This is a genomic window from Neobacillus sp. SAB-20_R2A (genome assembly GCF_049568635.1).
In the GTDB taxonomy this organism is placed as follows: domain Bacteria; phylum Bacillota; class Bacilli; order Bacillales; family Cytobacillaceae; genus Neobacillus; species Neobacillus citreus.
In genome coordinates this window covers 3,604,623-3,631,078 of sequence record NZ_CP145895.1, presented here as the reverse complement: position 1 = coordinate 3,631,078, position 26,456 = coordinate 3,604,623, and the positions used below count along the sequence as shown (strand labels likewise).

The following is a 26,456-nucleotide window of genomic DNA, read 5'->3' as shown; positions in this document are numbered from 1 at the left end:
GAAGGGGGGATTGGAAATTTCGGAGTGGGGAACTTTTTTCCTGAATTGTATAATTACCCCATCCAAAAAGAATAACTTGAATGAGGTCTAAATATAATGGATTCGATGGCATGAAAATGGGCCTTTTCAGCACATATTTAAACACAGTTAAGTGATTTTATAATCCCTTAATTGAACGGGAGGGGTGTTCTTGTTTAAAGAGAGTATAGACCCTTATTTGCACGTTCGATATGCCAAGAATCCTGTCTATACCCCTGATGGTCAAAAGCTTAGCTTTATTGCCGATTATACGGGCATACCACAGGTTTGGGAACTCAATCGTGGGGAAGAATGGCCTGCTCAAATTTCTTTTACAAAAGAAAGAATTACCTTTGTTGGACTTGTTAAGAGTACTTCTGACCGGATTATTGGGATGGATGTGGGCGGAAATGAAAATCAGCAGTTGTTCTTACTCAAGGAGGATGGGAAACTGATTGAACTGACAAAGTCACCCGATCATGTTCATCGATATGGTGGCAGCTCCCCGGATGGAAAATGGATAGTCTGGTCAAGCAATCGCCGGAATCCAGCATTTTTTGATATTTATATTCAAAGTCTAGAAACACTGGAATATCATCCTTTGTTAACCGGAGATGGCCTATTTACAGCAGTGGAATGGTCTCCTGACGGGCAATCATTATTAGTCCAAAAGACAAATTCTCCCCTGGATAATGATTTAGGCATACTCGATCTGGCAACAGGGTCTGTTGATTGGATAACAGAGCATAAAGGGGAAGCGAGTTTTCGAGAAGTCCATTTTAACAAGGATGGAGATCATATCTATGTATTAACGAACAAAGATAGTGAATTTTTCGGGCTTGCACTGATCCATATAAAAACCAAGCATTTCGTGTGGCTAGAGCAAGGAAATTGGGATTTTGAAGAACTCGAAATGAATAATGATAAAAATTTGTTAGCCTTTTGCGTGAATGAGGGAGGAGTATCTAAGGGGGTACTTTTAGACATAAATCGAAGTTACCTTTATTCGTGGAAAACACCAACTGGCATCATAAAAGATTTAAAATTTTCCCCTGATAACCAAAAACTGGCTTATGTTTTCAATGGCCCGGCCTATCCATCTGATATTTGGGAGCTTGATTTAGAAAGCATACAGTCGGAAAGACTTACCTATGTTTCTCGTTCCCCTATATTGCAAGATAAATTAGTTGAGCCAGAGCTTATAAGTTATCGCTCTTTTGATCATCTTGAAATTCCAGCATTTTTTTATAAACCAAAGATAACAACTGAAAAATTTCCGTTAGTCATTGTCATTCACGGCGGTCCTGAGAGTCAGTCTCGTGCTGTTTACAACCCTGTTGTGCAATATTTAATCGGTAAAGGGTATGCTGTATGCACACCAAATATCCGCGGGAGTACGGGTTATGGGAAAACGTTCACGAAATTGGATGATGTCAGAAAAAGAATGGACGCCCTGAAGGATATAGTTTTTTTAGTTGAATGGCTAAAGGTGAATGAGAACATCGATTCTAATAGGATAGGAATAATGGGAGGCAGCTATGGAGGATTTATGGTCCTTGCAGCCATCAGCCACTATCCACAGCTTTGGTCTGCCGCGATTGATATTGTGGGTATGTCGAGCCTTAGAACGTTCCTGGAAACCACCCATCCTTGGCGGAAGAAGCTTAGGGAAGCGGAATACGGAACGATTGAAAGAGATGGAGACTTTTTTGATAAAATCGATCCATTGAATCATGTAAATCGCATAACTACTCCGTTATTGGTGATCCATGGGGAAGGTGATCCTCGTGTCCATATTAAAGAATCCGAGCAAATCGTCAATAAATTGAAGGGAAAACAACACCCTGTTGACTTTATCCGCTTCGACGATGAAGGTCATACGATTTCAAAGCTAAAAAACAAAGAAATTGCCTACAAGGCAATCGTAGATTTTCTCGAACGATGTTTTGAAATCGAAGACAAAAGAAGCAGGGGATTTAAAAGGAGTCGGGAATATCCTTTCTTCTTTGATTGAATCTCAGGCAAAAAGGACTAACCAAACTTGGTTAGTCCTTTTTGCCATGCACATATATGGCGCATGACACTTCTGCTACATTAATAGTAAAGAGTAGGACAAACAGCCTGCCGATATTCCGAGGATTGCTCCGACAATCACGTCAGATGGATAGTGGAGACCTAAATAAATTCTTGAGACTCCTACACATACACCCACGAGAATCAGAACCAAAGAAAATGTCGGGATCGTTAAGATATAGGGAGTCAAAACGGCAAATATGGCGGTTGTATGACCCGAAGGGAAGGAATGGTCCTGTAAGGGATTAGCCAGTATATTCGTTTTTTCAATCGTCAAATAAGGTCTTTTTCTCGGGAAAAATTCTTTTGCGAGATGGACCGGTATATGGCTCGCTGCCAAAGCGAGAGCACTAGAAATAGCTAGAAGCCGCGTTTCCCTGGACCATGCAGTTAGAAAAAGAAGAATCGAGCTGATAATCGTAAATCTTGCTCCCCCGAAATGTGTGATCGTTCGAAAAAAGAGATTTAACAAATACAAATGAAAATACCGATTGATTTTTTGGAAGATTCGACAATCGACCCCGTAAAGCACATGGATGATTTTGCTCATGCTCGGCTCCCCTTATAAGTAAAATACTCACTTCAGTCTAAAACCCAAACATAGGGTTTCTTCCATTATAAAGGGAAAACGGCCAGTTTTTATGAAACTGGTGTTAAGAATAAATTAAGAATTGTAAATTATCCTGTTTTGCTGGTGATTTAGGCTTTAATGATGCATGAGAACCGTCCCCATGCCTCAATATGAATGTTAGAATGTCTTCGGCGGCGTTTGCATGGATGAATTTTCTTTGGGAGTTTATTATTTTGTTGAGTTTTTCACCATTATTTTCGAGTAGGTTCGTTACAGTAAGTCTAATTTCCTTTGGGTTTTTGCAAACTACTCCCAAATTGAAAATTTCGGCGAAGGCTGGATTATCCTCTTCTTGACCTGGCAAAGCCCCTGTAATGATTAGCGGCGTATTGGCAGCGATTGCCTCAAACATGACATTGGGGCTTCCCCTGGTAAAAGCGATATCAGATTGCAGCATCAAATCTTGAATATTTTTCGTGAACCCATAAATCTCAACTCGATCACCATATGGGGGCTTAAGTGCTCTCGTCAGTTTTGCTTTAAGTTTTTCATTTCTTCCCGCTGCAATTTTTACCGTACAATTGAAATGATTAAGGAGGCTTTTCGCTATTTTCTCCATGTTTCCTACACCTTCACCGCCGCTCATGATCAAACATTTTAACGGTTTTTCTTTTCTATAGAGTTTAGGTTGTGGATCGCTCTTTCGGAAAAAGCGAGATCGGACTGGAAATCCTATAACCTTTATTTTCTGAAGCGGAATCCCAAGATCAATACACTTAAATTGGGCCTCAAACGTGGGACAAATGATGGTTTCTGCCCGCTTATCCAGCCATAGGGGGGAAATGTTTACAAGGTCAGCGATTAAGGTAATGAAAGGGATTTTTACCTTTTGCTTCTCAAGGATGTTCAAGATGGAACCATTAAAATTGGGATGAACCGATAAAATCATATCGGGCTTTATATCGTGAAGAAGTTGAAGAAAATGATCTTTAATAAGTCCTTCAAAAAAATGGTTGACGATGGAGGGTTTTTCAGCTGATAGTTTCCAAATCATTTTCCATAGTGTTTCGGAATTTCTTGTGAGGGGACCATAAGCTTCACCGATTTTTGACAGTAATAGATTGCCAAGCGAAAACCCATCTACAACATGAATGTTTACCCTATTGAAAGATTTTACTTTTTCACACAGTGCTTCTGTTATGCTTTTATGTCCATGGCCTGTATGTTCGGAAGAAATAATTAATAATGTCTTTTCCATAGTATCAGCCCTTTTTTTAGTTTTTTATAGTTCGTACTATGAGTTCTGACACCTACGTAAAGAAATATGAAAACAAAGAAGATATGAACATAGCAAACAAGACGGCAGCACCGTCTTGTTCCGCTGTTTTCTGCCTGCTTATTGACCAGAATTGCCATCTTCATTTTGTGATCCATCATCTTGGGAACCATCGTCGGTTTGTTCAGTGTTCGTATCATCTGTTTTTGAACTGGTATCTGAGCATGCTGTTGCAACTCCGAGTAACATCAATGCGGACATCAAAGCAAATAACCATTTTTTGAATTTCATCTTACTTCCTCCTTGAATGTTGCATTTTTTATTACAGTCTTATCATACAGGCTTTGAAGGAAAAAAAGAGGCGATTTTCCAATTCTTAACATGAATTAACCATATCTATAAATGGCTTTAATAGTTTCCATTTAAAATTTACTTTTAATTTACGAAACTGGATTTTTGGTTAATTTTCTATTTTTTTACTCCTCACTATAAATGTTTTTCCTCCGTCATAAGATTGTAGTAAAACTCCTATTCCGATATAATGAAAACTATTGATAGCAAGGGCTTCATCGAGTGAGAGTGGGTAATATATGATTGATATTAGTAAAATTGTTCAAGGGAAAAATTTAACCGAAATAGATGTTCAGCTTGTTCAATATATCATTGAAAATATCGACACAGTTTTGCAAATGGGAGTACGGAAAATCGCAAAAGAAAATTTTACTTCTCCGGCAACTGTCATCCGCCTGTCCAAAAAATTAGGCTATACCGGATTTGTCGATATGTATTATCAGCTTCTGCCGCTTGTCAAGAAAGCAGATTTACCGCAAAGCGGCGTGATGGAGGATTTTTTGGAAATTAGTGAGAAGGATTTTCTAGACCATAATTCGCTGGAAGATTTCCAATCCTTTATACAGAATGTACTAAACCTTAAGCAAAGTTATATTTTTATTTACGCCACCGGTTTTTCCGCCATTGCTGCAGAATACTTGTATAAAAAATTATTGGTATTGGGCAGAAAAACCATTTTTGCAAGCGGGACAGATTCGATTGGCGTATTCGAAAATAATTTGGAAGATATCGGTGCCTTAGTTGTCATCTCTAAATCGGGAGAAACACAGCTAATCATCGATAAATTACAGGCAGCCAAAGAGCATCAAATTTTTACGGTGTCATTCACAAAAGAAACAGACAATCGGATCGCTGAGCTTTCCAATTTGAATTTTAAGATCATCGACCATAGTAAACTGGACGACCGAAATATGCTGCCAAACAGCTTTTTTCCAAGTCTTATGCTGATGTTTGAATTTATCATCAAGCAGTATGTTGAAACAATTATGAATAAAAAAGACAGCAACGAGTGAAACGTGTTTCAATGTGTGAAACACGTTTTTTATCTTGTTGAATCTATCGACTCTAAAACGGTTACATTGTATTCTAAACCTGTCGACGAAAACGAATACAAAAAACAATTACAGGAGGGGAAGGCAAAATGAAAGCGAAAGTCATGGATGGCATGCAGCGCTTTTCAAAAGCGATGTTCATTCCGGTACTTATTTTGCCGATTGCGGGTATTTTAATTGCCCTAGGGAACTTACTAACCAATCAAAGACTATTAGAAGTCATCCCATTTTTAAATAATCCGATTACGACCGGATTTGGAACAATTCTAACTGGATCATTGGTTTCAATTCTTGGTAACTTGGGACTTATTTTCTGTGTCGGGATCACGGTCGGTTTAGCGAATAAAGAAAAAGCTGTCGCTGGATTTACCGCATTGTTAGGCTACCTGGTGTTTGTCAATGCGATGAATAAATTCATGCAGCTGAGCGGGGTTCTTTATCAGGGAGATACTCTACAGGGAACTGGCCAAACGCTTGTCTTGGGTGTACAAATCCTTGATATGGGTGTATTCCTTGGACTAATCCTTGGTATCATCACCGCGATGGTCCATAACAAATTTATTGATACAGAATTCAATGGAGCATTTCAAATTTACGGCGGTTCACGATTTGTCTTTATCGTTCTAATTCCAGTTGTTGTGCTATTATCCATCGCTCTTACATTTATTTGGCCATATTTCCAAACAGGTATTAACAAGCTCGGAACACTGATTAACCACAGCGGAAGCTTCGGTATTTTCTTATACGGAGCACTAGAACGTTTGTTAATCCCAACAGGACTGCATCACTTAATCTACACACCATTTTTATATACAGAATTGGGCGGCAGTGCTGAAGTTGGCGGCAAAATATTCGAAGGTGCAAGAAATATTTATTATGCGGAAATTGCCGATCCAAGCGTAAAAGAGCTTTCTCCAAGCGTCGTTTGGGATGCCCGCGGGATTTCAAAGATGTTCGGTTTAATTGGCGCATGTTTGGCAATGTATCATACTGCCAAGCCTGAAAACAAAGCGAAGGTAAAAGCAATCCTGATTCCTGCTGCTGTTACTTCCTTTATTGCAGGTGTCACTGAACCAATCGAATTCTCATTTATGTTCGTTGCACCATTATTGTTCGTAGTTCACGCTGGTTTAAGCGGTTTAGCGATGGTAACGTTCCATCTATTCGATGTACGTGCGATTGGGCCAAACGGAATGATTGACTTCTTACTTTTCAATCTACCGCTTGGAATTCAAAAGACACACTGGCCAATGTACATTTTAATCGGATTAATCTTCTTTGTGATCTATTACGTGGTCTTCCGCTTCTTGATAGTGAAATTCAACTTCAAAACGATTGGAAGAGAAGATGAAGGTAATGAGACGAAATTGTATTCAAAGAACGATTACAAAGCAAAGAAAAGTGCAGGAACTGCTGGTACTCCTGTGCCCCAGGGAAATGACGGAATTGCCCCTGTAATCGTCGATGCTTTGGGTGGAGCAAGCAATATTAATACAGTCACCAATTGTTATACACGACTTCGCTTAACTCTGGAGCATCCTGAAAGGGTAAATGAAGATGTGTTGAAAAAAGAAACAGGTGCTAGCGGAGTTATCATCAAAGATAAAAATGTACAGGTTGTTTATGGCTTACAGGTAACAAACATCCGTAAAGCGGTAGACAGCTACTTAGGATTAAGCACAAACGAATAAACATTAATAGATAGAAACCTATACAACAAAGAGAAGACAGATAATAGAAGGGAATGGAGAACATGAAGAAATTCTCAGTAGTAATTGCAGGCGGAGGAAGCACCTATACACCGGGTATTGTGATGATGCTATTGGATAATCTGGACCGTTTCCCGCTTCGGAAATTAAAATTATATGATAATGACGAACAAAGACAAGCTGTACTAGGGGAAGCACTTGAGATTGTCATGAAAGAGAATGCACCAGATATCGAATACTCTTTCACAACCGATCCGGAAGAAGCGTTCACCGATATTGATTTTTGTTTTGCCCATATTCGTACGGGAAAATATGAAATGCGCGAAAAAGACGAAAAGATTCCATTAAAGCATGGGGTCGTCGGCCAAGAAACCTGCGGACCTGGCGGAATTGCATATGGTATGAGAAGCATCGGTGACATGATCGAGTTGATTGACATTATGGAAAAATATTCACCTGATGCTTGGATGTTAAACTATTCCAATCCTGCAGCCATCGTAGCGGAAGCTTGCCGCGTGCTTCGTCCAAATTCCAAGGTATTGAACATTTGTGATATGCCTGTCGGAACGCTGCGCAGAATGTCGCACATTATCGGCAAAGAGCCAAAGGACTTGGAAGTACGTTATTTCGGATTAAACCACTTTGGCTGGTGGACAAGCATAAAAGACAAAGAAGGACATGAATATCTGCCACAAATTCGTGATTATGTCGCAGAGAATGGCTATCTGACACAAAAAGAAGTGGACACCCAGCATACGGATGCAAGCTGGCAGGAGACACATAAGAAAGCGAAGGATCTGTTAGCGGTAGATCCAAGATTCTTGCCTAACACCTATTTGAAATATTACTTCTACCCTGATTATGTGGTGGAACATTCCAATCCGGAATTCACAAGGGCCAATGAAGTCATTGCCGGCAGAGAAAAGACGGTCTTTTCAACAGCAAGAAACATCATTGAAAGAGGAACAGCAGAAGGCTGTGAATTTGAAATGGGCGCTCATGCAGTCTTTATTGTAGACCTTGCTCGTGCCATTGCCTTCAACACTCACGAAAGAATGTTGTTAATCGTCGAAAACAATGGTGCCATCGCCAACTTTGATGACGATGCCATGGTAGAGGTTCCTTGTATTATCGGCAGCGACGGTCCAGAACCATTAAGCCAAGGTAAGATTCCTGAGTTCCAAAGAGCATTAATGTACCAGCAGGTAACAGTCGAAAAACTAGTTGTCCAAGCCTACATTGAAGGCAGCTACCAAAAACTATGGCAAGCTCTAACACTATCAAAAACAGTACCAAGCGCTAAAGTAGCAAAAGAAATCTTAGATGACTTAATTGAAGCCAATAAAGCATACTGGCCAGAATTGCACTAAAATGAAGCATGGGGACGGTTCTCTTGTCTCAATCACACGTATCAGTAATAATGAAGGAAGAGGCGAATCAAGCGGGAAGCTTTTCGCCTTTTCCTACGGGCATCAAAAGAATAGGAGGAAAAAGGAATGTTTAAGAAGTTATTCGGAAAAAAGGAGACAACAGTAACCCTTGTTTCTCCCATTACAGGAAAAGTAATCAAAATTGAAGATGTTCCTGACCAGGTATTTAGCCAGAAAATGATTGGCGACGGGATTGCGGTTGAGCCTACTGAAGGAGTAGTTGTTGCTCCAATGGACGGAGAGATTGCGCAAATTTTTCCAACCAATCATGCTGTTGGAATTCGCAGTAAAGATGGCTTGGAAATATTAATTCATATCGGAATGGAAACCGTTGCGATGGGCGGAGAAGGCTTTGAAGGCCATGTAAAACAAGGTGACCAAGTTAAAGCGGGAGACAAGCTTGTTACCTTTAACTTGGATTTGGTCAAAGAAAAAGCGGAAAGCATTATTTCGCCAGTTGTGATTACAAACTTTGATGCAGTTGACACTTTAACTAAAACGGAGGAAATTTCAGTAACACGTGGGGAATCTGTTTTGTTGCAGGTGAAAATGAAATAGAAAAATAATTGGTTGTTGTGTTTAAAGGGATCTCTATAAAATATTGCAAAAAGACCAAACGTTTACTCAACGGGTTCACTTTTAAGGTGCAAAAAGTAAAATAACAGATCAATTCACTGACTCATTCGCAAGATTTTTTGCCTCTAATTCCTATGAAAATCCATATATAGGTTTGACAACTGAAATTAATAGAGCATTTTGGGTAGCCAATGGAGGTTGTTGGCTACCCAAAGTGGTTGGACAATAAAGATTCGAAAAATTCGAAAAGGTGAGATTATTACATTTAAAAGGTGTGACCTGCATTATTCAGTTCGATTAATTAATTGATTTCTATCTTCCGTTTGCGGTGGTTCTTCATACCATCCGTTTTTAAACATAATTTCAAGTCCTTCCTGACCATAAAAAAAGACATCTTTGGCTAATGACGCTGTTTTTAAGGATAAATCATTTCTTAATGTAAAAAATGTCCCAAAGCTTTGACCGACAATACTAAATCCATTAAGAAGGTCGATGCAAAACATCATTAGCTTATCTGAAAATGGGGCAACAGTTGAAGTTGTTACCGTACTTCCTATCGTAGCGGAAAACTGAATATCACTTTCTAAAAGAAAATCTTGAAAAGTTTTTATATGCTTTTTGGAGAGTTCTATACCTTTTTCAAAATACTGCCTAACTTCTTTGTTCTTTGCACTTTGGGCAAATCCAGTAATAAGTTGCATTCCAATATTATTCACTTCAATTCCAGAATGAAGTACCCCTAATTCAATAGCATTTAATGGTCTTTTTTCACTAAATGGTTTAAATCCTCTCATATAGCGTTTACTTTCAATAAATTCGGTTCTTTTAGGCATAGTTATTATAGGAGGGCGAGTTAAAATCCCTTTTTTTAGTAAATAAACAGTTGCCAATTTATAACACTTTTGAGTAATCGAAGTCAGACCTTCATAAACTGTCATTACATCTATTCGGTACGCCATATTCATATTAATGGTATACATTCCCATACTGACTTCTTTTAAAATGCGAAGGAACATTATGTCAAATCCATTGTCAAATAGCTTGGGTGCATCTAAATTAACATCTTCTTTTGTAAACCCTTTAGGAACGACCGCACCTTCACTTTCAAAAATCCCTGATATCAACTCCACATAATAATCCAATTCTTGATACATCATACCAATAATATTTTTAGCTTGTTGGTCTTCTGCTTTTTCTAAAAAGTATTCTAAAATTCTTAGTATCATTGTTTTTTCTTGATATGTAATCCATAGGGTACCTAATTCAGATGAGCTTAACGGTTCTTTAGTCTTAAACACTTTAATCCTCCATTAACATTGTTTAACTAGAGTATGTTTCGAAATAATGTAAATTATTACATATTATTACGAATAGAGTAAAACAGATAACATTTCTGCCAAGTTTATTTAAACCTGCATGCATAGGGGATTCTTAAACCTATAATAAAACGTCCCTTGGTGCATTCCGTTCTGTCTGAGAAATCCAGTCCGCAACCTTATTTAACATTTCTTGAACCTGTTCGTGGGTTAAACCTTGGTCGCGGGCCTGCTCCAATTAACAATTATCTTGTTCTTTTAGGCCTCTTCATCTAAAGTAGATGATGAATATATGATGTAGAGGTGTAGAAATGTCACTTTGGCTATTACGGTATTTTATTTTTTTTCTTGGTTTAACTTTCTTTGGGTTAGGAAATGCGATAGCAGTGAATGTTCAATCCTTGGGGCTGCATCCATGGGAGGTATTAAACGTCGCTCTGTTCCAACGGTTCGGGTTCACGATTGGGACTTGGAGTGTCATATGCGGCTTAGTACTGGTGCTGATTACTCTTGTCGTTGATAGGAAGTATATTAGTATTGGGACCTTTCTAAATGCCTTATCGATTGGCCCGATCATGGATTTCTTTTTGCATCTCAACATTCTTCCTCGTGAAAACGAGTATTGGTGGTTGAATCTACTAATCTTGTTAATGGGTATCATCATAACCGGCATTGGCGGAGGAATCTATGTGGCTGCGGGAATCGGGGCCGGTCCACGGGATGGTTTCATGCTTTCCGTTTCGGAAAAAACCGGGTTATCGGTCAGCCGGTCAAGAATCGTTGTCGAGAGTGTCATCTTGATGATCGGCTTAATCCTTGGCGGTCCTGTCTTTATTATGACATTTGCATATACCTTTATTCAAAGCCCCATCTTTCAGTTTTCCATGAAACTAATGCGTTCCTATATCACTAGTCTGGAGCGACAGCAAAAGGGACAATTTAAAATCCCGTTATAAATCTAAGGAGGCTGCCTTTTTTTATGTTCAACCACCTTTCTTCTTGCTTTAGTGACATGTTATTAACTTCAATTTGGGAGTGAAGTCTTTTTCTTATTTAAGTAACGGGAGTTAGTTGAAGTAGATATTGGAAATGGATATAAGAAACGGCTCATTATAGTGACTGAGCCGTTTCTTTATAACTAAAATATACACAAAACACGGGACAATATCGGTTGCATTTTTAAGTTTTGCGATAGGAAACGGAACCCGTGAGGAAAATCCATCTCTCTTCTATGAAACTACTGTATCCAAAGTTTAAATAATCCTTCAGTTACCCCTAGATTGTACATATAAAATATCCCAAATACGATACTAATTACCCCCGTTATTTGAGTAAGTGATTTATTCAGCCCTATTTTTTTGGAGCTAAAAACGAAAGGAATTCCTATAATTGTGGTAAAGAAAAGCATTCCAATTATGGTTCCTACACCGAATATAAGGATATAAATGGCCGCTTCCCAAACACTATGAACGGTACTCATGGTTAAAAGAACCATAGCACCACTTCCAGCAAGACCATGAATTAAGCCAATCACCATGGATTTTAAGTATGAGACATTTTTATGTTTATGTTTATGCCCGTGTTTTCCCATATGAGTATGAGAGTGAACATGTTTATGTTCTTCTCCATGGTGTTCATGCTGATGTATGTGGATACTCTTAAATGAAAGGACGGTTGAAACTCCAAGATAAACAAGCATGATACCAACTAAAAATTCTAATGACATCGCCCATTTTTCAGGTATTTCGCCTTTCATAAGAATAATGATAATCCCGATAATAAATAATGTAGCAGTATGACCAATCCCCCAGAATACTCCTGCTAAAGACGAACGTAATAATTTTTTACTTTGACTAGCAATGGTTGATACAGCAATCACGTGGTCTGGTTCTATTGCGTGCTTGATGCCAAGCGCAAATCCTAAACCAAGAATAGATAGAAAACCTACCTCCATTTAAAAACCTCCTTAAAAAATAGTAAAAAAGCAAACACCTTACATTTGTATGTTGGATTGAATTAACAAAAGAATTTAGAATGGTTTTGAACATTAATCAATAATATCATAGAATGGATTATCTTTATTGAAAAAATTGTTAAAATGATAATCAACAATTTTTATAGATTTGTTGATTAAACAACGAAATGCGTTTTTTTAACCATTGAAAGCATCTTTGTTCTATTTATAATGATAAACAGATGTTGATTAATCTTGCCAAGAGGGAGACTAGTATTTTTGAATAAAACACACTAATTAATTTATGTTGTGTCTTAGACAGAAATTGTCAGGGAATCCCAACCAACAAGATTGTAAAGAATCAATTATATTGGTTTTACAGGAGGTTTTTATATGATTAACGCTAAAGCACGTGCTGTATTCAATCCGGAAGGTCCATTCAAATCGACCACTATAGAGCGCAGGGATTTACAGCCGCAAGATGTCCTTATTGAGATTCAGTACGCTGGTATTTGCCACTCTGACATACATACAGCCCGCGGCGAGTGGGGTCCGGTCAATTATCCACTTGTTCCAGGACACGAGATCGCCGGAATTGTCACCCAGACTGGTTCGGAAGTTACAAAGTTTGCCGTTGGTGACCGAGTAGGAGTAGGCTGCATGGTGGACTCCTGTGGAGAATGCGTAAACTGCCATAAGGGAGAAGAGCAGTACTGCCTCAACGGAAATACGGGCACATATGCATCTGTCGACAGGTACGGGCAATACACACAGGGCGGTTATTCCTCTAACATCGTCGTTACGGAAGATTTCGTAGTTCGAATTCCAGATAGCATCGAGCTTGACGTTGCTGCTCCACTCTTGTGTGCTGGCATCACAACGTACTCGCCGCTGCGCCATTGGGGAGCTGCTCCCGGCAAAAGGATAGCTGTCGTAGGACTTGGCGGACTTGGACACATGGCTGTGAAGCTCGCTCATGCGATGGGGGCAGAGGTCACTGTTCTATCACAAACATTGAAAAAGAAAGAAGACGGTTTGAAGCTTGGTGCGGACCATTATTATGCCACGAGCGATCCGGAGACATTTAAGAAACTGGCTGGTTCGTTTGACCTTATTGTAAATACAGTGAGCGCGAAGATTGATGTTAATGCATACCTTTCACTGCTGGCGCTTGACGGTACGCTGGTCAACGTCGGTGCTCCAGCCGAACCGTTGTCACTTAACGTATTCTCACTTATCGGTCATCGCCGGTCGTATGCTGGCTCGATGATTGGTGGAATTCGCGAAACGCAGGAAATGCTTAACTTTTGTGCTGAACACCAGATTGCTCCGGAGATTGAGGTTATTTCCGCCAATCAGATTGATGAGGCCTGGGAGCGCGTATTATCTTCAGATGTACGGTATCGATTTGTGATCGATATCAGCACGATGGAAAATGAATAACAGGTATAACTAGCAATATATTAGGGGGCACTCCTATTTAGGTGTGCCTCTTTTATTAATGATATGTTAACTTCAGGCATTACCTATATTAGCGAGAATCTTAACTAATAAATTTAAACAAACGGGGACAATAAATTAGGCAGACGTCGGCGCCCTTGTAGAAACGATTAACTAAATAGAAAGCTTTGTCTATAGGAGGAAACCAATGGATATTCATGATTTCTTAGCACACTTAAACCAAGGTAAAGCAGTTGAGGGCGGTTCGGAAATGCACCTGATGATGCACAATCTTTCGCAGGAAGCATTGAAGTTAACCGCCGAGCTGAACGGACATTATCATACTCCGGAAGAAATTCGAGAATTGTTTTCTCAGTTGACAGGTAAACCGGTAGATAAAGCATTTGCAATGTTTCCTCCTTTTTATACAGATTGCGGGAAGAACATCACTGTCGGCAAAAATGTCTTTATAAACTCGGGCTGCCGGTTTCAGGATCAGGGCGGCATCACGATTGGTGATGGTGTTCTCATCGGACATAATGTCGTGTTGGCTACTCTCAATCACGACATTGATCCGAAAAAGCGCAGTACTTTGCATCCTGTACCAATTGTGATTGGTAACAATGTCTGGGTGGGAGCAAATGCCACTGTGGTCCCTGGTGTGACCATTGGTGATGGTGCCATCATCGCCGCAGGTGCAGTTGTGACCAAAGATGTACCTGAAAATGTCATTGTAGGCGGTGTGCCTGCAAAAAAGATCAAAATCATCGAAACCTAATAGAAGCAATTCTGTTTTTTAATAAATTAAAAAAAACATATGAGAATGAGATAAAAGAGGGCGTCTAAAAGCTTTGAAATGCTTTTTGGACACCCTCATTTTTTTTTATTGACCCCTATTCCAGGTTTCTGTCCAACAATGCCCCCGTCTGCTCTGCCATCACACGAGCTGACAAAGGCATTCCATTCTTGAACCACCATTCCACTGCCCCAACGACCGCTGAACCAAAAAATTGAAGAATAACATCTTCACTTAATCCTTGATTTTTCCCTTCGGTTGTCTCCACTTCAGCTCTAAACTCTTGAATAACTAAATCGAGAAAACGACTTCGGAAATAGGGTGCACCTTTACTCGCTAACATCGTTGAAAAAAATAAATAATGACGCTCAAAGTATTCGTACCAGACATAATTTCCTTCTTGAAACGTCATCTCAGCCGCCAATTGGCATAGTTCTCGGAGATTGTCCATATGTTCTTCAATCATCTTATCCAAGAGGTCGTATTTATCGGTGTAATGAAGATAGATGGTTCCTCTATTAACATCTGCTCTGTCAGCAATATCCTGAATGGTAATGTCATCAAAACTTTTTTCAGACATCAGTTCGGTTACAGCATTTTTGATTGCTACTTGGCTTTTGGCTATTCTTCTATCTACTTTAGGCATTTCATTCACCAGTCTTTCTAAGATACTCAACAATTTTAATTGATTTGTTGAGTAATCAACGAATTGCGTTCATTTAACCATTGAAAGTATGAAGGACTTTTTTATAATTATAAACAGTTGTTGATTAATCAATCAATATTAATTTTTTTAAGCAGCATGTTTTACTAGATCTTGGAATATTAAAAGTAAACTTCTTCAAACTGGAGGCTTAGTTATGGACCGCATTGAAAAGAGCAAAGAAAAATATAAACAGCTATTCGGAAATGGAGTACCAGTCGCATACGCTACTGATCCTGATTTTCAGGACATCCTTAGCCGCTTCATTTTCGGGGAAGTGTTCTATCAAGGAAATCTGGATGACAAGCAACGTGAGTTAATCACTTTGGTAGTGCTTGCCACGAACCAGGCGCTGCCTCAGCTCAAGGCACATGTAGTTGCCGCACTTAACGTTGGTCTCACAACTGTCGAAATAAAGGAGGCCGTTTACCAGTGTGCTCCATACATTGGATTTCCAAAAACATTAAACGCCATCAATGAAGTCAATGAGGTTTTCCGAGCAAAGAATATTGCATTACCAATCGAAAGCCAAAAGCAGGTGGATGAAGAAAATCGCTTTGACAAGGGACTATCCGTACAAGTAGAGATTTTTGGTGAGATAATCGCAAAAATGCGAGAGGCTGCCCCCGCAAATCAAAAACATATGCAGGATTATCTTTCGGCTTTCTGCTTTGGAGACTTTTATACCCGTGGTGGACTCGATTTGAAAACGCGGGAATTGCTGACACTGTGCATCGTAAGTAGCCTGGGCGGTGCTGAAGGCCAAGTAAAGTCACATGTGCTTGGTAACAAAAATGTAGGCAATGACAAGGAAACGTTGATCACTGCCATCATTCAATGCCTCCCGTATATGGGCTTTCCGAGAACACTGAATGCATTAGCTTGCATCAATGAAATGATTCCAGAAAGTTAAGAAAGTAGAATAGGGGATTCCACATATTATTTGTAAAACTTTTACCCGGCAGGACTGAAGAGTTTTATTTGATGACAAGGTACTACAAAAAATATAACAATTCAAAGGAGACAAAAGCATGTTTAACGAAACTTACAAATTATCAAGTGGTGTAGAAATTCCAAAATTAGGTCTTGGTACCTGGCTGCTTGACGATGCACAGGCAGCACAGGCAGTGCGTGATGCGGTATCAATCGGATATCGTCATATTGATACTGCTCAGGCTTATATGAATGAAGCTGGTGTTGGCGAAGGAATCCGTTCCTGCGGTGTCGCAAGAGAAGAACTTTTCATCACGACAAAGGTTGCTGCAGAAGCAAAGTCCTATGATGCAGTTACACAGTCCATTGATGAGTCTTTAGCAAAATTGGGGCTGGATTACATTGACCTTTTGATTATTCACAGCCCACAGCCTTGGATGGAGTTCCGAGAGGAGAACCGTTACTTCGAGGAAAACAAAGAAGTATGGAAATCTTTGGAAGATGCTTATAAGGCAGGCAAGGTAAAGGCAATCGGTCTTTCTAACTTTCTTCAGGATGATATTGAGAATATTCTTGAAAGCTGCGAGATCAAACCTATGGTAAATCAGATATTGGCACATGTGAGCAATACACCTTTCGAACTAATTGAATTTTGCCAGAAAAATGACATCCTGGTAGAGGCATATTCACCAATTGCACACGGTGCCGTTCTGGATAATGCAGAAATTAAAGTAATAGCTGATAAGTATGGAGTATCTGTTGCACAGCTTTGCCTACGTTATGATATCCAGCTTGGTCTTGTAGTCATTCCTAAGACGGCAAATCCGGACCACATGAGAAACAATGCGGAGCTTGATTTTGCTATCAGCGATGCAGATATGGAGACTTTGAAGAAAGTGGAGAACATCCAGAATTATGGTGAGCATAGCTTCTTCCCGGTATTTGGCGGGAAATTAAAATAAACAGGTAATGAATAGAGGACGACAGATTCTACTTGTAACAGAAGGTCGTGGCTGCAATCAGGAATGGGAGCTACATTAGGGCTTTATTCAACAAAATGAGTACCTGGAATTTCTAAAGGGGGGAAAGCAAACCTATGAAAAACACTTGGAAAATTTACTTGCTGGCCTTCTTTACTTTCATGGTCAGTACATCGGAGTACGTCATTGCAGGAATTCTGGATAAAATCGCTGCGTCCAATAACGTTTCAGTATCGGCAGCAGGACAGCTGATTACCGTATTTGCGATAGCGAATGCGGTAGGTTCTCCCCTTGTCGTGATGGCGACGACAAAACTGAATCAGCGTAAGTTATTAATGCTTTCTCTAGTTTTAATGGTGCTCGGGAGCGTTATGACTATCACCCTTCCTGGCTTCGGTTTTCTAGTTATCTCTCGCATTATACTAGCTCTAGGAAGCGGGGTTTTTGCCATTGCTGCGAAAACTGCTGCGGCAAAATTAGCACCACCCGAAAAACAAGCAGGGGCGATTGGCACCGTTATCCTTGGGTTTAGTGCTGCCATTATCATCGGTGTTCCAATTGGTCGTCTTGTAGCGCTTGTCTATGATTGGAAGTTAATTTTCGTGGGGATCGGTGTACTAAGTCTATTAGCAATCTTCGTTATTATGCATACGATTCCTGCTACAAATAACGGGGCTGCCGTCCCTCTGGGCAAGCAACTCTCTTACTTAAAAAACCCGAAAATTTTAATGGGTCTTGGTATCACGTTCTTTTGGCAGTTAGGATATGGGGTGATGTATTCGTATATTGCACCATTCCTGCTTACCGTTACAGCAATGAGCGGACGAGAAGTGAGTAGTGCCCTGTTTGCCTTCGGTATTGCTACCTTAATAGGTTCAAAGTTTGGTGGATTCATGACGGATAGAATTGGTAACCCGAAAACTCTTGTCGGCGGTTTGGTTGTCCATTGTTTAGCACTTATCTTACTCTCTACCATCGCTAGGTCAGCTTTTGTTGCCATACCGTTGCTTATGCTTTGGTCCTTTTCAGCTTGGTCGTCAGGTCCAGGTATGCAGTATAACCTGATTTGGCTTGCTCCAGAAGCTTCAGGAATCATGCTTAGCCTATATGGCTCCTTCATTCAGTTAGGCATAGCTGCCGCGGCAGGAATTGGGGGTATTGCCGTAAAAAGCACATCCGTACTAGCGGTAAGTTGGATCGGGGCCGGATCTGTGGCAATCGCTGCAATTATTGCGGTGGTATCATTTAGTCTTAATAGTAAAGTAGTGAGAAAGTCGTTTAATGAGGAGGTACTATGAGCAGTCTAAAAATGACATTTAACAACGAGGAAGTCATAGTGAAAATGCATGATAATCCAACAAGCAAGGATTTTATCATTACTCCCGTTGACTTTAACATTCGAAGATAATGCTTAAAGGGGCAAAACAAATGGAACGACCATATATCATCTGTCACATGCTAACTTCATTGGACGGGAAAATCATTGGAGATTATTTGAAAGAAGAACGGGCAGCTTATTTTAGAGATTTATACGAAGAAATCCATGATCGTTACGGGTGTAAAGCATGGATGTGTGGCAGGGCTACCTTGGAAGAACATTTTACTTTTGGACATCAACTAGATTTAAAACAAGATAACATTACGACGATAACTAGAACGGATTACGTTGCAAATAAAGATGCAAAAGGTTATGCCATTGCAGTAGATCCTTCAGGGAAACTCGGATGGACAAAAGACTACATTACAGATGACTACGGATTAGGAGATCACATTATAGAAGTGCTTACAGAACAAGTATCTGATGCCTATCTAGCTCATCTGCAAAAAACAGGTATATCTTATATTTTCGGCGGAAAAGAAAGATTAAAATTTACTGTCGTAGTGGAAAAACTAAAAAATCTATTTTCAATCGATAAATTAATGGTAGAAGGTGGAGGAGTTTTAAATGGCTCCTTTTTGAATGAAGGATTAATTGACGAATTGAGCCTAATTTTGGTCCCAATTGCAGATGGTTCATCCAACACTACGACACTATTTGAAACGAGTTCTTATCTAAACAAACCGAAACCCGTAAATTTCTTCTTAAAAGAAGTCGAAAAACTGGACGATGGTGGGCTTTGGATGAAGTATATAACAAAACGTGACCAACCATCTGAATAGTATAATTAAATTTTGGAGGTACATGATGGAATACCACACAGTAGGTAAAACAGGAATTCAGGTATCAAATTTATGTTTTGGTGCCATGTCTTTTGGCGGAGACGCAGATGAAGAAACATCTAAAGCCATGTATAAACGTTGTCGGGAAGCTGGTATCAACTTTTTCGATACTGCCGATGTTTATGGGCGTTCCGAGGAAATTTTAGGAGAGTGTATTGCACATGAAAGAGACGAAATTGTTTTAACGTCAAAAGTGTTCTGGAACACGAGTGCTGATGTGAATGCTAGAGGATTGTCCCGAAAACATATGGTGCAAGGTATTGAAAATAGCCTGCATCGGTTAAAGACGGATTATCTTGATTTTTATTTCGTTCATGATTTTGACGAACAAACTCCAATGGAGGAAACGCTTCGGACAATCGATGACTTACAGCGACAAGGAAAGATTCTCTATCCCGCAGTAAGCAATTGGGCAGCATGGCAAATCACAAAAGCATTAGGAATTTCTGCAAAAGAACAACTTGCTCGTTTTGAATTAATCCAACCGATGTATAACCTGGTTAAACGCCAAGCAGAGGTGGAAATTTTACCAATGGCTGCTTCCGAACAAATGGGTGTTATTACTTACAGCCCGCTTGGTGCTGGACTACTATCAGGAAAATATGGAGTGAATAAACGTCCTGAGCAGGGCCGCCTTGTACAAAATGCCCGATACGGTGACCGTTACAGTGCTGATGAAGATTATATTACGGCTGAACAGTTCACCAAATATGCACAAGAACATAATGTGAAACCTGCAACTCTAGCCGTTGCTTGGGTAAAAGCAAATCCTGCTGTAACTGCTCCAATCATTGGTGCACGCAATTTGGATCAATTGGAAGATTCTTTAGCAGCTGCCGATTTTAAAATGACAGAAGACATGTACGCTGAAATCTCCAATTTATCAAGAACGCCTTCACCTGCAACGGATCGAACAGAGGTATTAACAGGTAAATGGAGGTAAGAGTTATAAACTCTTGATGAAGTGGATAAAGAAGGGTGTATAATGTATACACCCTTTTTTTAACGTTAAAGGGCTAGGGGAGGGGATTAGAAAAAGGTTATGGTTTATTTATTACTTATTTTAGTTGTATTACTAATTTTCATCTTATTGTTTATCAACATAAGTCCAGCTTTCGGCAGCAATCCAAGCAAAGAACAAAAAAAGCAATTCAGTCAATTGGGCAATTTTGTTGATGGTAAATTCGTCAATCCAGATCCAACGAAGTTAAATATGGGTGTAACTGATTATTTCTCCATGCTGGAGGAAAATTTTTCGGGTTCTAAAGACCGTAATCCGAAAGGTCAAATTCCTGTTTTCGAGATTGATTGGAACATAGTCAAAAGTGAGGAAGATAGTTTAACTTGGTTTGGTCATTCTGCTTTTTTAGTAAGTATCGATAATAAAAAGATACTTGTAGATCCCATGCTGGGCCCAGTTGCTTCACCTGTTTCGTTCGTAGGAAGCAAACGTTACAGCGAAGATATGCTGTATCTTATTGATGAAATGCCGCCAATTGATGCTGTCCTTATTACTCATGATCATTACGACCACTTAGATTATCCATCTATAAAAAAATTAAAGAACAAGGTCAATCATTTCTACGTTCCTCTTGGTGTAGGTGCACACTTGATCGATTGGGGAGTTAAAAAAGAAAAAATAACAGAATTAAAGTGGTGGGATGAATCAAAGTTTCAAGGCTTAACGGTAGCATTCACTCCTTCCAAACACTTTTCTGGCAGAGGACCGTTAAATAGAAATTCCACCCTTTGGGGCGGTTGGGTCATTCTTGGAGAAAAGACCCGTTTCTATACAAGCGGAGATGGTGGTTATGACACGCATTTTAAAGAAATTGGGAAGAAATACGGACCTTTTGATCTTACTTTAATGGAAGGCGGACAATATGATCGACGGTGGTCTTGGGTCCATATGACACCTGAACAATCTGTGCGGGCTCATTTAGATGTAAATGGTAAGAATATGATGTTAATTCACTGGGGAGCCTTTACCCTTGCTTATCATGGTTGGACAGAACCGATAGAACGAGCAATAAAAGAAGCCAAAAAATCAGGAGTTAATATAATTGCTCCTAAAATTGGCGAAACAGTTCCATTAGATGGGGAGTTCTCCATTCCTAGCTCCTCTTGGTGGACAAAATTAAATAAGTAGGTAAAAAAGATGAAAAGAACAATTAAAAATGGCACAATCCTTTATCATTAAGGAAAAAATAATTGACTATTTCTAAGATGAAAGACGTTACTGGACTCGCATTTTATAGACGAGTCCTATTTTTATTGTGATAAGGATTGTAGACCTATCTTTTTTCGTTATTCATATATTTCTCGACATACATAGATTTTTTCTCAGCCTCTATCTAGTAAAAAGGTTTGTCATAATGGATGAATCTGTAGATTTTTGTAAATCTATTGAAGTTTACTAAACTATTAAATTAAATGATAATTTACTGGAAATCGTTTACAAATCATTAAGGGGGAGTACGATGAAACGGAAAAAAACGATGGCAGCTTTGTTAACGGCGGGATTAGTTTTGAGTGTCAATGGTGCATATGCCAAAGGACCGGAGGCAGGTGTCCCAAACGCCAATGCAGCATCCGCATTTGACAACAAGATTATCAAAAAAATCAGTGCTGACAACATGTATAACCACATTGCCTATTTATCAGAAGTTCCTCGCCAGGCAGGGACTCCTGGAGAACTTAGAGGTGTTCAGTACATAGAGAGCCATTTTAAACAATATGGCTATGAGACAGAGGTGCAGCCTTTCCCAATCTATACTGTTGTTAGAAATAACGTCAGCGGCTTATTGGAAATTGGCGGGGAGAATTTGAAGCCCTATGTGTTTTCTGGTTCGTACAGTGGAGAGGTAACAGCAGAATTGGTGGATGTGGGTAAGGCGCTAGCGGGTAAGGTGCCTGACAGCGTAAAAGGGAAAATCGCCCTGATTGAACGAGGCGACATCACCTTCGTCGAAAAGGTACAAAATGTTTTTGATAAAGGTGCAGTTGGGGTTGTGATGTACAACAATACCGGTTCCTCGAACGCGTTTGGCCAATCTACTTATGGTCAAAATATTCCTGCCGTTGCGATTACTAGAGCCCAAGGTTTGGCACTGGTAGAGAAATTGAAAAACGGCACACTAACAGCCCAAATTAAAGTCACAGGATCCGGAGTGGAAGAAAAAACGTCCTATAATGTGATCGCCAAAATGAAGCCAAATAAAAACAAAGACACCGGACAAGTTGTCCTGATAGGCGCACACCATGATTCTGTTCAGAACGGACCAGGAGCGAACGATGATGCCTCCGGTGTATCAGCTGTCCTGGAGCTTGCAAGGGTCATGGCCAACGCACCGATTGATACAGAGCTTCGCTTTGTGACATTCGGTTCAGAGGAACTAGGTCTGTTAGGTTCCTACCATTATGCAGGGACATTAAGTACAGATGAAGCTGACCGGATTGTTGCCCACTTCCAAATGGATATGATCGGCAGCAAGGATGCCGGCGGCGACAATAAGGCGAATGGTTAATCATGTATACCATAGACGGTAAGAAAAACTTAGTTACCGATCTTGCTTCTGCTGCAGGAGCAAGAACGGCATTGGGTGAAGTGGTCCCGTATGGCCAATTGGGGCGAAGTGACCACCAGCCATTCCATGAACTAGGCATACCTGCAGCTTTATTCATTCACTCGCCGCTCGAGCCATGGTATCACACACCTGCTGATACGTTAGACAAAATTGATAAAAACAAACTGCAAGAAACAGCTGAAATTGTCGGTGCTTCCGTCTATCAAATTGCCCGTCCGGACACCCCGGCCCTACAACATTCAAGAGTAGCACCGCAACCTGTCGACTACGACTTTGAAAACCGCCCGCCGGGTGCATAAATCGAATAGAAGAAGTGGTTCTCTCAATGGTGCCTGACATCGCCCGCAGACAAACCTGGTGCTCATCTCTATTGGAAGTTTCACAGCGAGAACCCCGATTAATGTCGGGGTTTTTTGTGGATTTATTAAAATGCACTAATAATTTATTGAAAAACGATAAAATTTCCATTAAAATGAAATCAAAGTTCAATAAGTGAGGTGCTTTTAAATGAATCAAGAGCTGATGGATATTGTTGACCGAGGAAAAATTCTTATGTTAAAAATAGCTGTTTGTATAGTCGGAATAACTGTCCTTGTTTTATGTATATATTGGTTGCCTTGGCAAGCAAATGTATTTGCTGACATGTACCCTGAGTTTATCCATTTGAAATATCCTCTGTTAATCGGGATCTATATGACAGCTATTCCGTTCTTCTTTGCACTTTTTCAAGTGTTAAAGCTGTTAGGCTATATTGACAAAAACAAAGCCTTCTCAGAATTATCGATAACGTCTATTAAATATATAAAATTTTGCGCCATCACAATCAGTGCATGGTATGTGGCAGGTATTGTCACTCTCATCTCACAAAATGCGGGAAATCCAGGGATTTTACTTATCGGCTTGGTCATTTTTTTTGCTTCCATTGTAATCGCAGTTTTTGCAACGGTTCTTCAAAAGCTTTGTAAAAACGCAGTTGATATTAAATCTGAAAATGATTTAATGATCTGAGCTGGAAAACTTTGTTGAATATTATTAAGATAGATGTATCGAGACCCCATTTTATTGAATCTCATGTGATTAACAATAATTACAAAGAGTTAGCCTAAAAGTTACACTTTAAGGAAAGGAAGATTTGCAATGAAGAACTCTTTAAAAGAAAATGCTGTGTCGTTTTTGCAACTGGTTGCGTCGGGGGAAGTGCGCGAAGCATACAGTAGGTACATTAGTCCGGATTTTCGCCATCATAATCCTTTTTTCCGTGGAGATGCTGACTCTCTAATGCTCGCAATGGAAGAGAATGCTGCACAGAATCCTAACAAAAGCCTTGAAGTAAAACGTGTCATTGAAGATGAGAATATGGTTGTTGTTTACTCCCATATAAAACAAAAACCTGATGACCTTGGGGTGGCAGTGGTCCATATATTCCGCTTCCATAACGAATCCATCGTCGAATTGTGGGATGTGGGTCAGCCCATACCGGAGAATTCTCCCAATGAAAATGGCGTATTTTGAGCTAGGATTCCTTTCCTAACTGTACACATAAAAGAAAGACCATCCAAATGGATGGTCTTTCGGCCGTAGGAAACCTTATCGCACTGTTGCCAAAGTAAAACCTATTCTTATTAAGTTTTACTTCAAGCAACCTAACCTTAATCCATATTAACAAAAACACTTTTCACTTCAGTATAGGCATCAAGCGCATAAGATCCCATTTCACGCCCAATTCCGGACTGCTTGAAACCACCAAATGGCGCGGCTGCATCTACAGCATTATAACTATTGACCCAGACCGTCCCGGCTTGTAGTTTACTAGCTACATAGTGGGCATTGCGAACATTCTCAGTCCAAACGGCTGCAGCAAGGCCATAAGCAGTGTTATTGGCACGTTTTATTACTTCATCTAAATCATCAAACGGCATAGCAACAAGGACCGGGCCAAAAATTTCTTCCCTTGCAATTGTCATATTGTCCTCTACGGCTGAGAATATCGTCGGCTCAACAAAATACCCGCTATCAAATGGATTTCTTCCACCTGTTAACATTTCAGCCCCCTCTTGCTGCCCTTTTTCAATATAACTCATAACGCGATTTTGCTGTTTTTCTGTAACAAGTGGTCCCATTTGCGTATTCGAATCTAGCCCCGGTCCCTGTTTGATACTTTTTGAATAAGAGACAAGGTCAGCTACGACATTATCATACGCTTTCTTTTGGACAAACAGACGAGAGCCTGCAGTGCAAACTTGCCCTTGATTAAACATGATCCCCATCAGTGAGCCAGGGATAGCTTTTGTCAAATCTGCATCTGGAAGAATAATATTCGGTGATTTTCCTCCAAGCTCTAATGTCACTCTTTTGAGAGAATCAGAGGCAAGGCGCATAATCTGTTTTCCCACTACTGTTGATCCAGTAAAGGCGACTTTGTTAACCATTTCATGCCTTACCAGCGGTTCGCCTGCTGTCGTTCCAAATCCCGGAACAATATTGACCACTCCATCAGGGAAACCGGCTTCCTGTATCAACTTAGCTAAATACAAGGCTGACAGCGGCGTTTGCTCAGCTGGCTTCAAAACAATTGTACAACCTGTCGCAAGTGCAGCGCCTAATTTCCAAGCTGCCATTAATAATGGAAAGTTCCATGGAATAATTTGTCCGACTACACCTACAGGTTCATGCCTAGTATAGGTGAAAAAATTACCGTTTACCGGGATGGTTTGCCCCACGATTTTAGTTGACCAGCCAGCATAATATCGGAAGTGTTCAATAGCTGTCGGAACATCAAAAAATTTAGATTCATTAATCGGTTTTCCATTATCCAATGTTTCAAGTTGTGCTAGTTCCTCTAAATTCTCTTCCATTAAGTCGGCTAATTTATAGATAAGACGGCTTCGATCTGAAGCAGTTAATTTAGACCAGGGACCATTATCAAATGCCTCCCGTGCAGCTTTTACTGCCCGATCAATATCTGCTTCTTGGGCTTCATATACGGTGGTAATGACTTCGCCGGTAGCCGGATTTCTGGTTTCAAATGTCTTTCCGCTTACTGATTCAACCCATTGCCCATTGATAAATAGTTTTTTAGTGCCTTTTATAAATTCTACTACCTTTTCACTCAATTCCAATGTCTGTACCATTTACATTCCTCCATATATGCAAAATATTTAATCACACAGAAATATTTTCTCAATTAATAAAATCATGATCTTCCGATTTACACACGACAAATTCGGTTTATTCTAATAATCCTTACTGAATCCACCTCCTTGATTGATAATGATGCAAAAACCATGCCAAAATGATTTATTAGATATTTAACGAAAAATTAATTTTTAAAAAATCACTTTTACTTAAGCTGTTTCCTTTATTTGAAAGTCATTTTGCATACAAAACTGTTAATATCAAGTGATTTTGGAAACATCAATTTCAATCATTTTCTGTTTTAGTTTTAAGACATGTAGTTTTATAAGTGAAACA

Annotated in this window: 25 protein-coding genes; 18 read left to right on the top strand and 7 right to left on the bottom strand. The window is 39.8% G+C overall.

The annotated features are described in order from the left end of the window. The first annotated feature begins 190 nt into the window (after positions 1-190). Positions 191-2,032, top strand: a complete 1,842-nt coding sequence (locus V5M37_RS17525; RefSeq protein ID WP_423798452.1) for a S9 family peptidase — start codon at positions 191-193, stop codon at positions 2,030-2,032. Between the two features lie 75 nt (positions 2,033-2,107). On the opposite strand, the gene V5M37_RS17520 is transcribed toward V5M37_RS17525, so the two are convergent. The 3 genes from V5M37_RS17520 to V5M37_RS17510 all read right to left on the bottom strand — a co-directional run bounded on the left by V5M37_RS17520 (position 2,108) and on the right by V5M37_RS17510 (position 4,229). Beyond that, complete coding sequence (locus V5M37_RS17520; protein ID WP_423798451.1) at positions 2,108-2,641, bottom strand: phosphatase PAP2 family protein; 534 nt, start codon at positions 2,639-2,641, stop codon at positions 2,108-2,110. A 103-nt stretch (positions 2,642-2,744) separates the two neighbouring features. Beyond that, positions 2,745-3,920 (bottom strand): MGDG synthase family glycosyltransferase, encoded by a 1,176-nt coding sequence (locus tag V5M37_RS17515; RefSeq protein WP_423798450.1) that lies wholly within the window; start codon positions 3,918-3,920, stop codon positions 2,745-2,747. 138 nt (positions 3,921-4,058) lie between these two features. Further along, positions 4,059-4,229, bottom strand: coding sequence for a hypothetical protein (locus V5M37_RS17510; RefSeq protein WP_213145550.1), 171 nt, complete (start codon positions 4,227-4,229; stop codon positions 4,059-4,061). Between the two features lie 299 nt (positions 4,230-4,528). On the opposite strand from V5M37_RS17510, the gene V5M37_RS17505 reads away from it, so the two are divergent. The 4 genes from V5M37_RS17505 (at position 4,529) to V5M37_RS17490 (ending at position 9,038) form a co-directional block, all read left to right on the top strand. Continuing rightward, on the top strand, positions 4,529-5,302 hold the full coding sequence (locus V5M37_RS17505; protein ID WP_423798449.1) for a MurR/RpiR family transcriptional regulator: 774 nt from the start codon (positions 4,529-4,531) through the stop codon (positions 5,300-5,302). Positions 5,303-5,430: 128 nt separating this feature from the next. After that, entirely contained in the window at positions 5,431-7,032 is a 1,602-nt protein-coding gene (locus tag V5M37_RS17500) for a PTS transporter subunit EIIC (RefSeq protein WP_423798448.1), read from the top strand. Between the two features lie 62 nt (positions 7,033-7,094). Next, entirely contained in the window at positions 7,095-8,420 is a 1,326-nt protein-coding gene (locus V5M37_RS17495; protein WP_423798447.1) for a 6-phospho-alpha-glucosidase, read from the top strand. Between the two features lie 126 nt (positions 8,421-8,546). Then, on the top strand, positions 8,547-9,038 hold the full coding sequence (locus V5M37_RS17490; protein WP_423798446.1) for a PTS sugar transporter subunit IIA: 492 nt from the start codon (positions 8,547-8,549) through the stop codon (positions 9,036-9,038). Positions 9,039-9,340: 302 nt separating this feature from the next. Here the strand turns inward: V5M37_RS17490 and V5M37_RS17485 are convergent, their stop codons facing one another. Next, positions 9,341-10,354, bottom strand: a complete 1,014-nt coding sequence (locus V5M37_RS17485) for a DUF3231 family protein (protein ID WP_423798445.1) — start codon at positions 10,352-10,354, stop codon at positions 9,341-9,343. 329 nt (positions 10,355-10,683) lie between these two features. On the opposite strand from V5M37_RS17485, the gene V5M37_RS17480 reads away from it, so the two are divergent. Further along, positions 10,684-11,328 (top strand): YczE/YyaS/YitT family protein, encoded by a 645-nt coding sequence (locus V5M37_RS17480; protein ID WP_423798444.1) that lies wholly within the window; start codon positions 10,684-10,686, stop codon positions 11,326-11,328. A 281-nt stretch (positions 11,329-11,609) separates the two neighbouring features. Here the strand turns inward: V5M37_RS17480 and V5M37_RS17475 are convergent, their stop codons facing one another. After that, positions 11,610-12,326: a sulfite exporter TauE/SafE family protein gene (locus V5M37_RS17475; RefSeq protein ID WP_423798443.1), complete on the bottom strand. Its 717-nt coding sequence runs from the start codon at positions 12,324-12,326 to the stop codon at positions 11,610-11,612. Positions 12,327-12,719: 393 nt separating this feature from the next. Here V5M37_RS17475 and V5M37_RS17470 point away from each other — a divergent pair, with 393 nt between their 5' ends. Then, the gene (locus tag V5M37_RS17470; RefSeq protein WP_423798442.1) at positions 12,720-13,769 is read left to right on the top strand and encodes an NAD(P)-dependent alcohol dehydrogenase; all 1,050 of its coding nucleotides are present in this window, start codon (positions 12,720-12,722) and stop codon (positions 13,767-13,769) included. A gap of 205 nt (positions 13,770-13,974) precedes the next feature. Then, entirely contained in the window at positions 13,975-14,544 is a 570-nt protein-coding gene (locus V5M37_RS17465) for a sugar O-acetyltransferase (RefSeq protein WP_423798441.1), read from the top strand. Positions 14,545-14,659: 115 nt separating this feature from the next. On the opposite strand, the gene V5M37_RS17460 is transcribed toward V5M37_RS17465, so the two are convergent. Next, positions 14,660-15,208 (bottom strand): TetR/AcrR family transcriptional regulator, encoded by a 549-nt coding sequence (locus tag V5M37_RS17460; RefSeq protein ID WP_378584934.1) that lies wholly within the window; start codon positions 15,206-15,208, stop codon positions 14,660-14,662. A 214-nt stretch (positions 15,209-15,422) separates the two neighbouring features. Between V5M37_RS17460 and V5M37_RS17455 the strand changes: the two genes are divergently transcribed. The 10 genes from V5M37_RS17455 to V5M37_RS17410 all read left to right on the top strand — a co-directional run bounded on the left by V5M37_RS17455 (position 15,423) and on the right by V5M37_RS17410 (position 24,497). Then, complete coding sequence (locus tag V5M37_RS17455) at positions 15,423-16,178, top strand: carboxymuconolactone decarboxylase family protein (protein WP_423798440.1); 756 nt, start codon at positions 15,423-15,425, stop codon at positions 16,176-16,178. A 118-nt stretch (positions 16,179-16,296) separates the two neighbouring features. Beyond that, positions 16,297-17,160, top strand: coding sequence for an aldo/keto reductase (locus V5M37_RS17450; RefSeq protein WP_423798439.1), 864 nt, complete (start codon positions 16,297-16,299; stop codon positions 17,158-17,160). A gap of 134 nt (positions 17,161-17,294) precedes the next feature. After that, on the top strand, positions 17,295-18,476 hold the full coding sequence (locus V5M37_RS17445) for an MFS transporter (RefSeq protein WP_423798438.1): 1,182 nt from the start codon (positions 17,295-17,297) through the stop codon (positions 18,474-18,476). 130 nt (positions 18,477-18,606) lie between these two features. Then, positions 18,607-19,338, top strand: coding sequence for a dihydrofolate reductase family protein (locus V5M37_RS17440; RefSeq protein WP_423798437.1), 732 nt, complete (start codon positions 18,607-18,609; stop codon positions 19,336-19,338). A gap of 25 nt (positions 19,339-19,363) precedes the next feature. Then, complete coding sequence (locus V5M37_RS17435) at positions 19,364-20,341, top strand: aldo/keto reductase (protein ID WP_423798436.1); 978 nt, start codon at positions 19,364-19,366, stop codon at positions 20,339-20,341. A 99-nt stretch (positions 20,342-20,440) separates the two neighbouring features. Further along, positions 20,441-21,547 (top strand): MBL fold metallo-hydrolase, encoded by a 1,107-nt coding sequence (locus tag V5M37_RS17430; RefSeq protein WP_423798435.1) that lies wholly within the window; start codon positions 20,441-20,443, stop codon positions 21,545-21,547. Positions 21,548-21,878: 331 nt separating this feature from the next. After that, positions 21,879-22,925 (top strand): M28 family peptidase, encoded by a 1,047-nt coding sequence (locus tag V5M37_RS17425; RefSeq protein ID WP_423798434.1) that lies wholly within the window; start codon positions 21,879-21,881, stop codon positions 22,923-22,925. Positions 22,926-22,927: 2 nt separating this feature from the next. Beyond that, complete coding sequence (locus V5M37_RS17420; protein ID WP_423798433.1) at positions 22,928-23,284, top strand: M28 family peptidase; 357 nt, start codon at positions 22,928-22,930, stop codon at positions 23,282-23,284. 208 nt (positions 23,285-23,492) lie between these two features. Next, on the top strand, positions 23,493-23,993 hold the full coding sequence (locus V5M37_RS17415; RefSeq protein WP_423798432.1) for a DUF2975 domain-containing protein: 501 nt from the start codon (positions 23,493-23,495) through the stop codon (positions 23,991-23,993). Positions 23,994-24,122: 129 nt separating this feature from the next. Then, positions 24,123-24,497: a nuclear transport factor 2 family protein gene (locus V5M37_RS17410; protein WP_423798431.1), complete on the top strand. Its 375-nt coding sequence runs from the start codon at positions 24,123-24,125 to the stop codon at positions 24,495-24,497. 137 nt (positions 24,498-24,634) lie between these two features. Here the strand turns inward: V5M37_RS17410 and V5M37_RS17405 are convergent, their stop codons facing one another. Further along, positions 24,635-26,116 carry an aldehyde dehydrogenase family protein gene (locus tag V5M37_RS17405; RefSeq protein WP_423798430.1) on the bottom strand — a complete coding sequence of 494 codons (1,482 nt, stop codon included), beginning with the start codon at positions 26,114-26,116 and terminating at the stop codon, positions 24,635-24,637. Between the last annotated feature and the right edge of the window lie 340 nt (positions 26,117-26,456).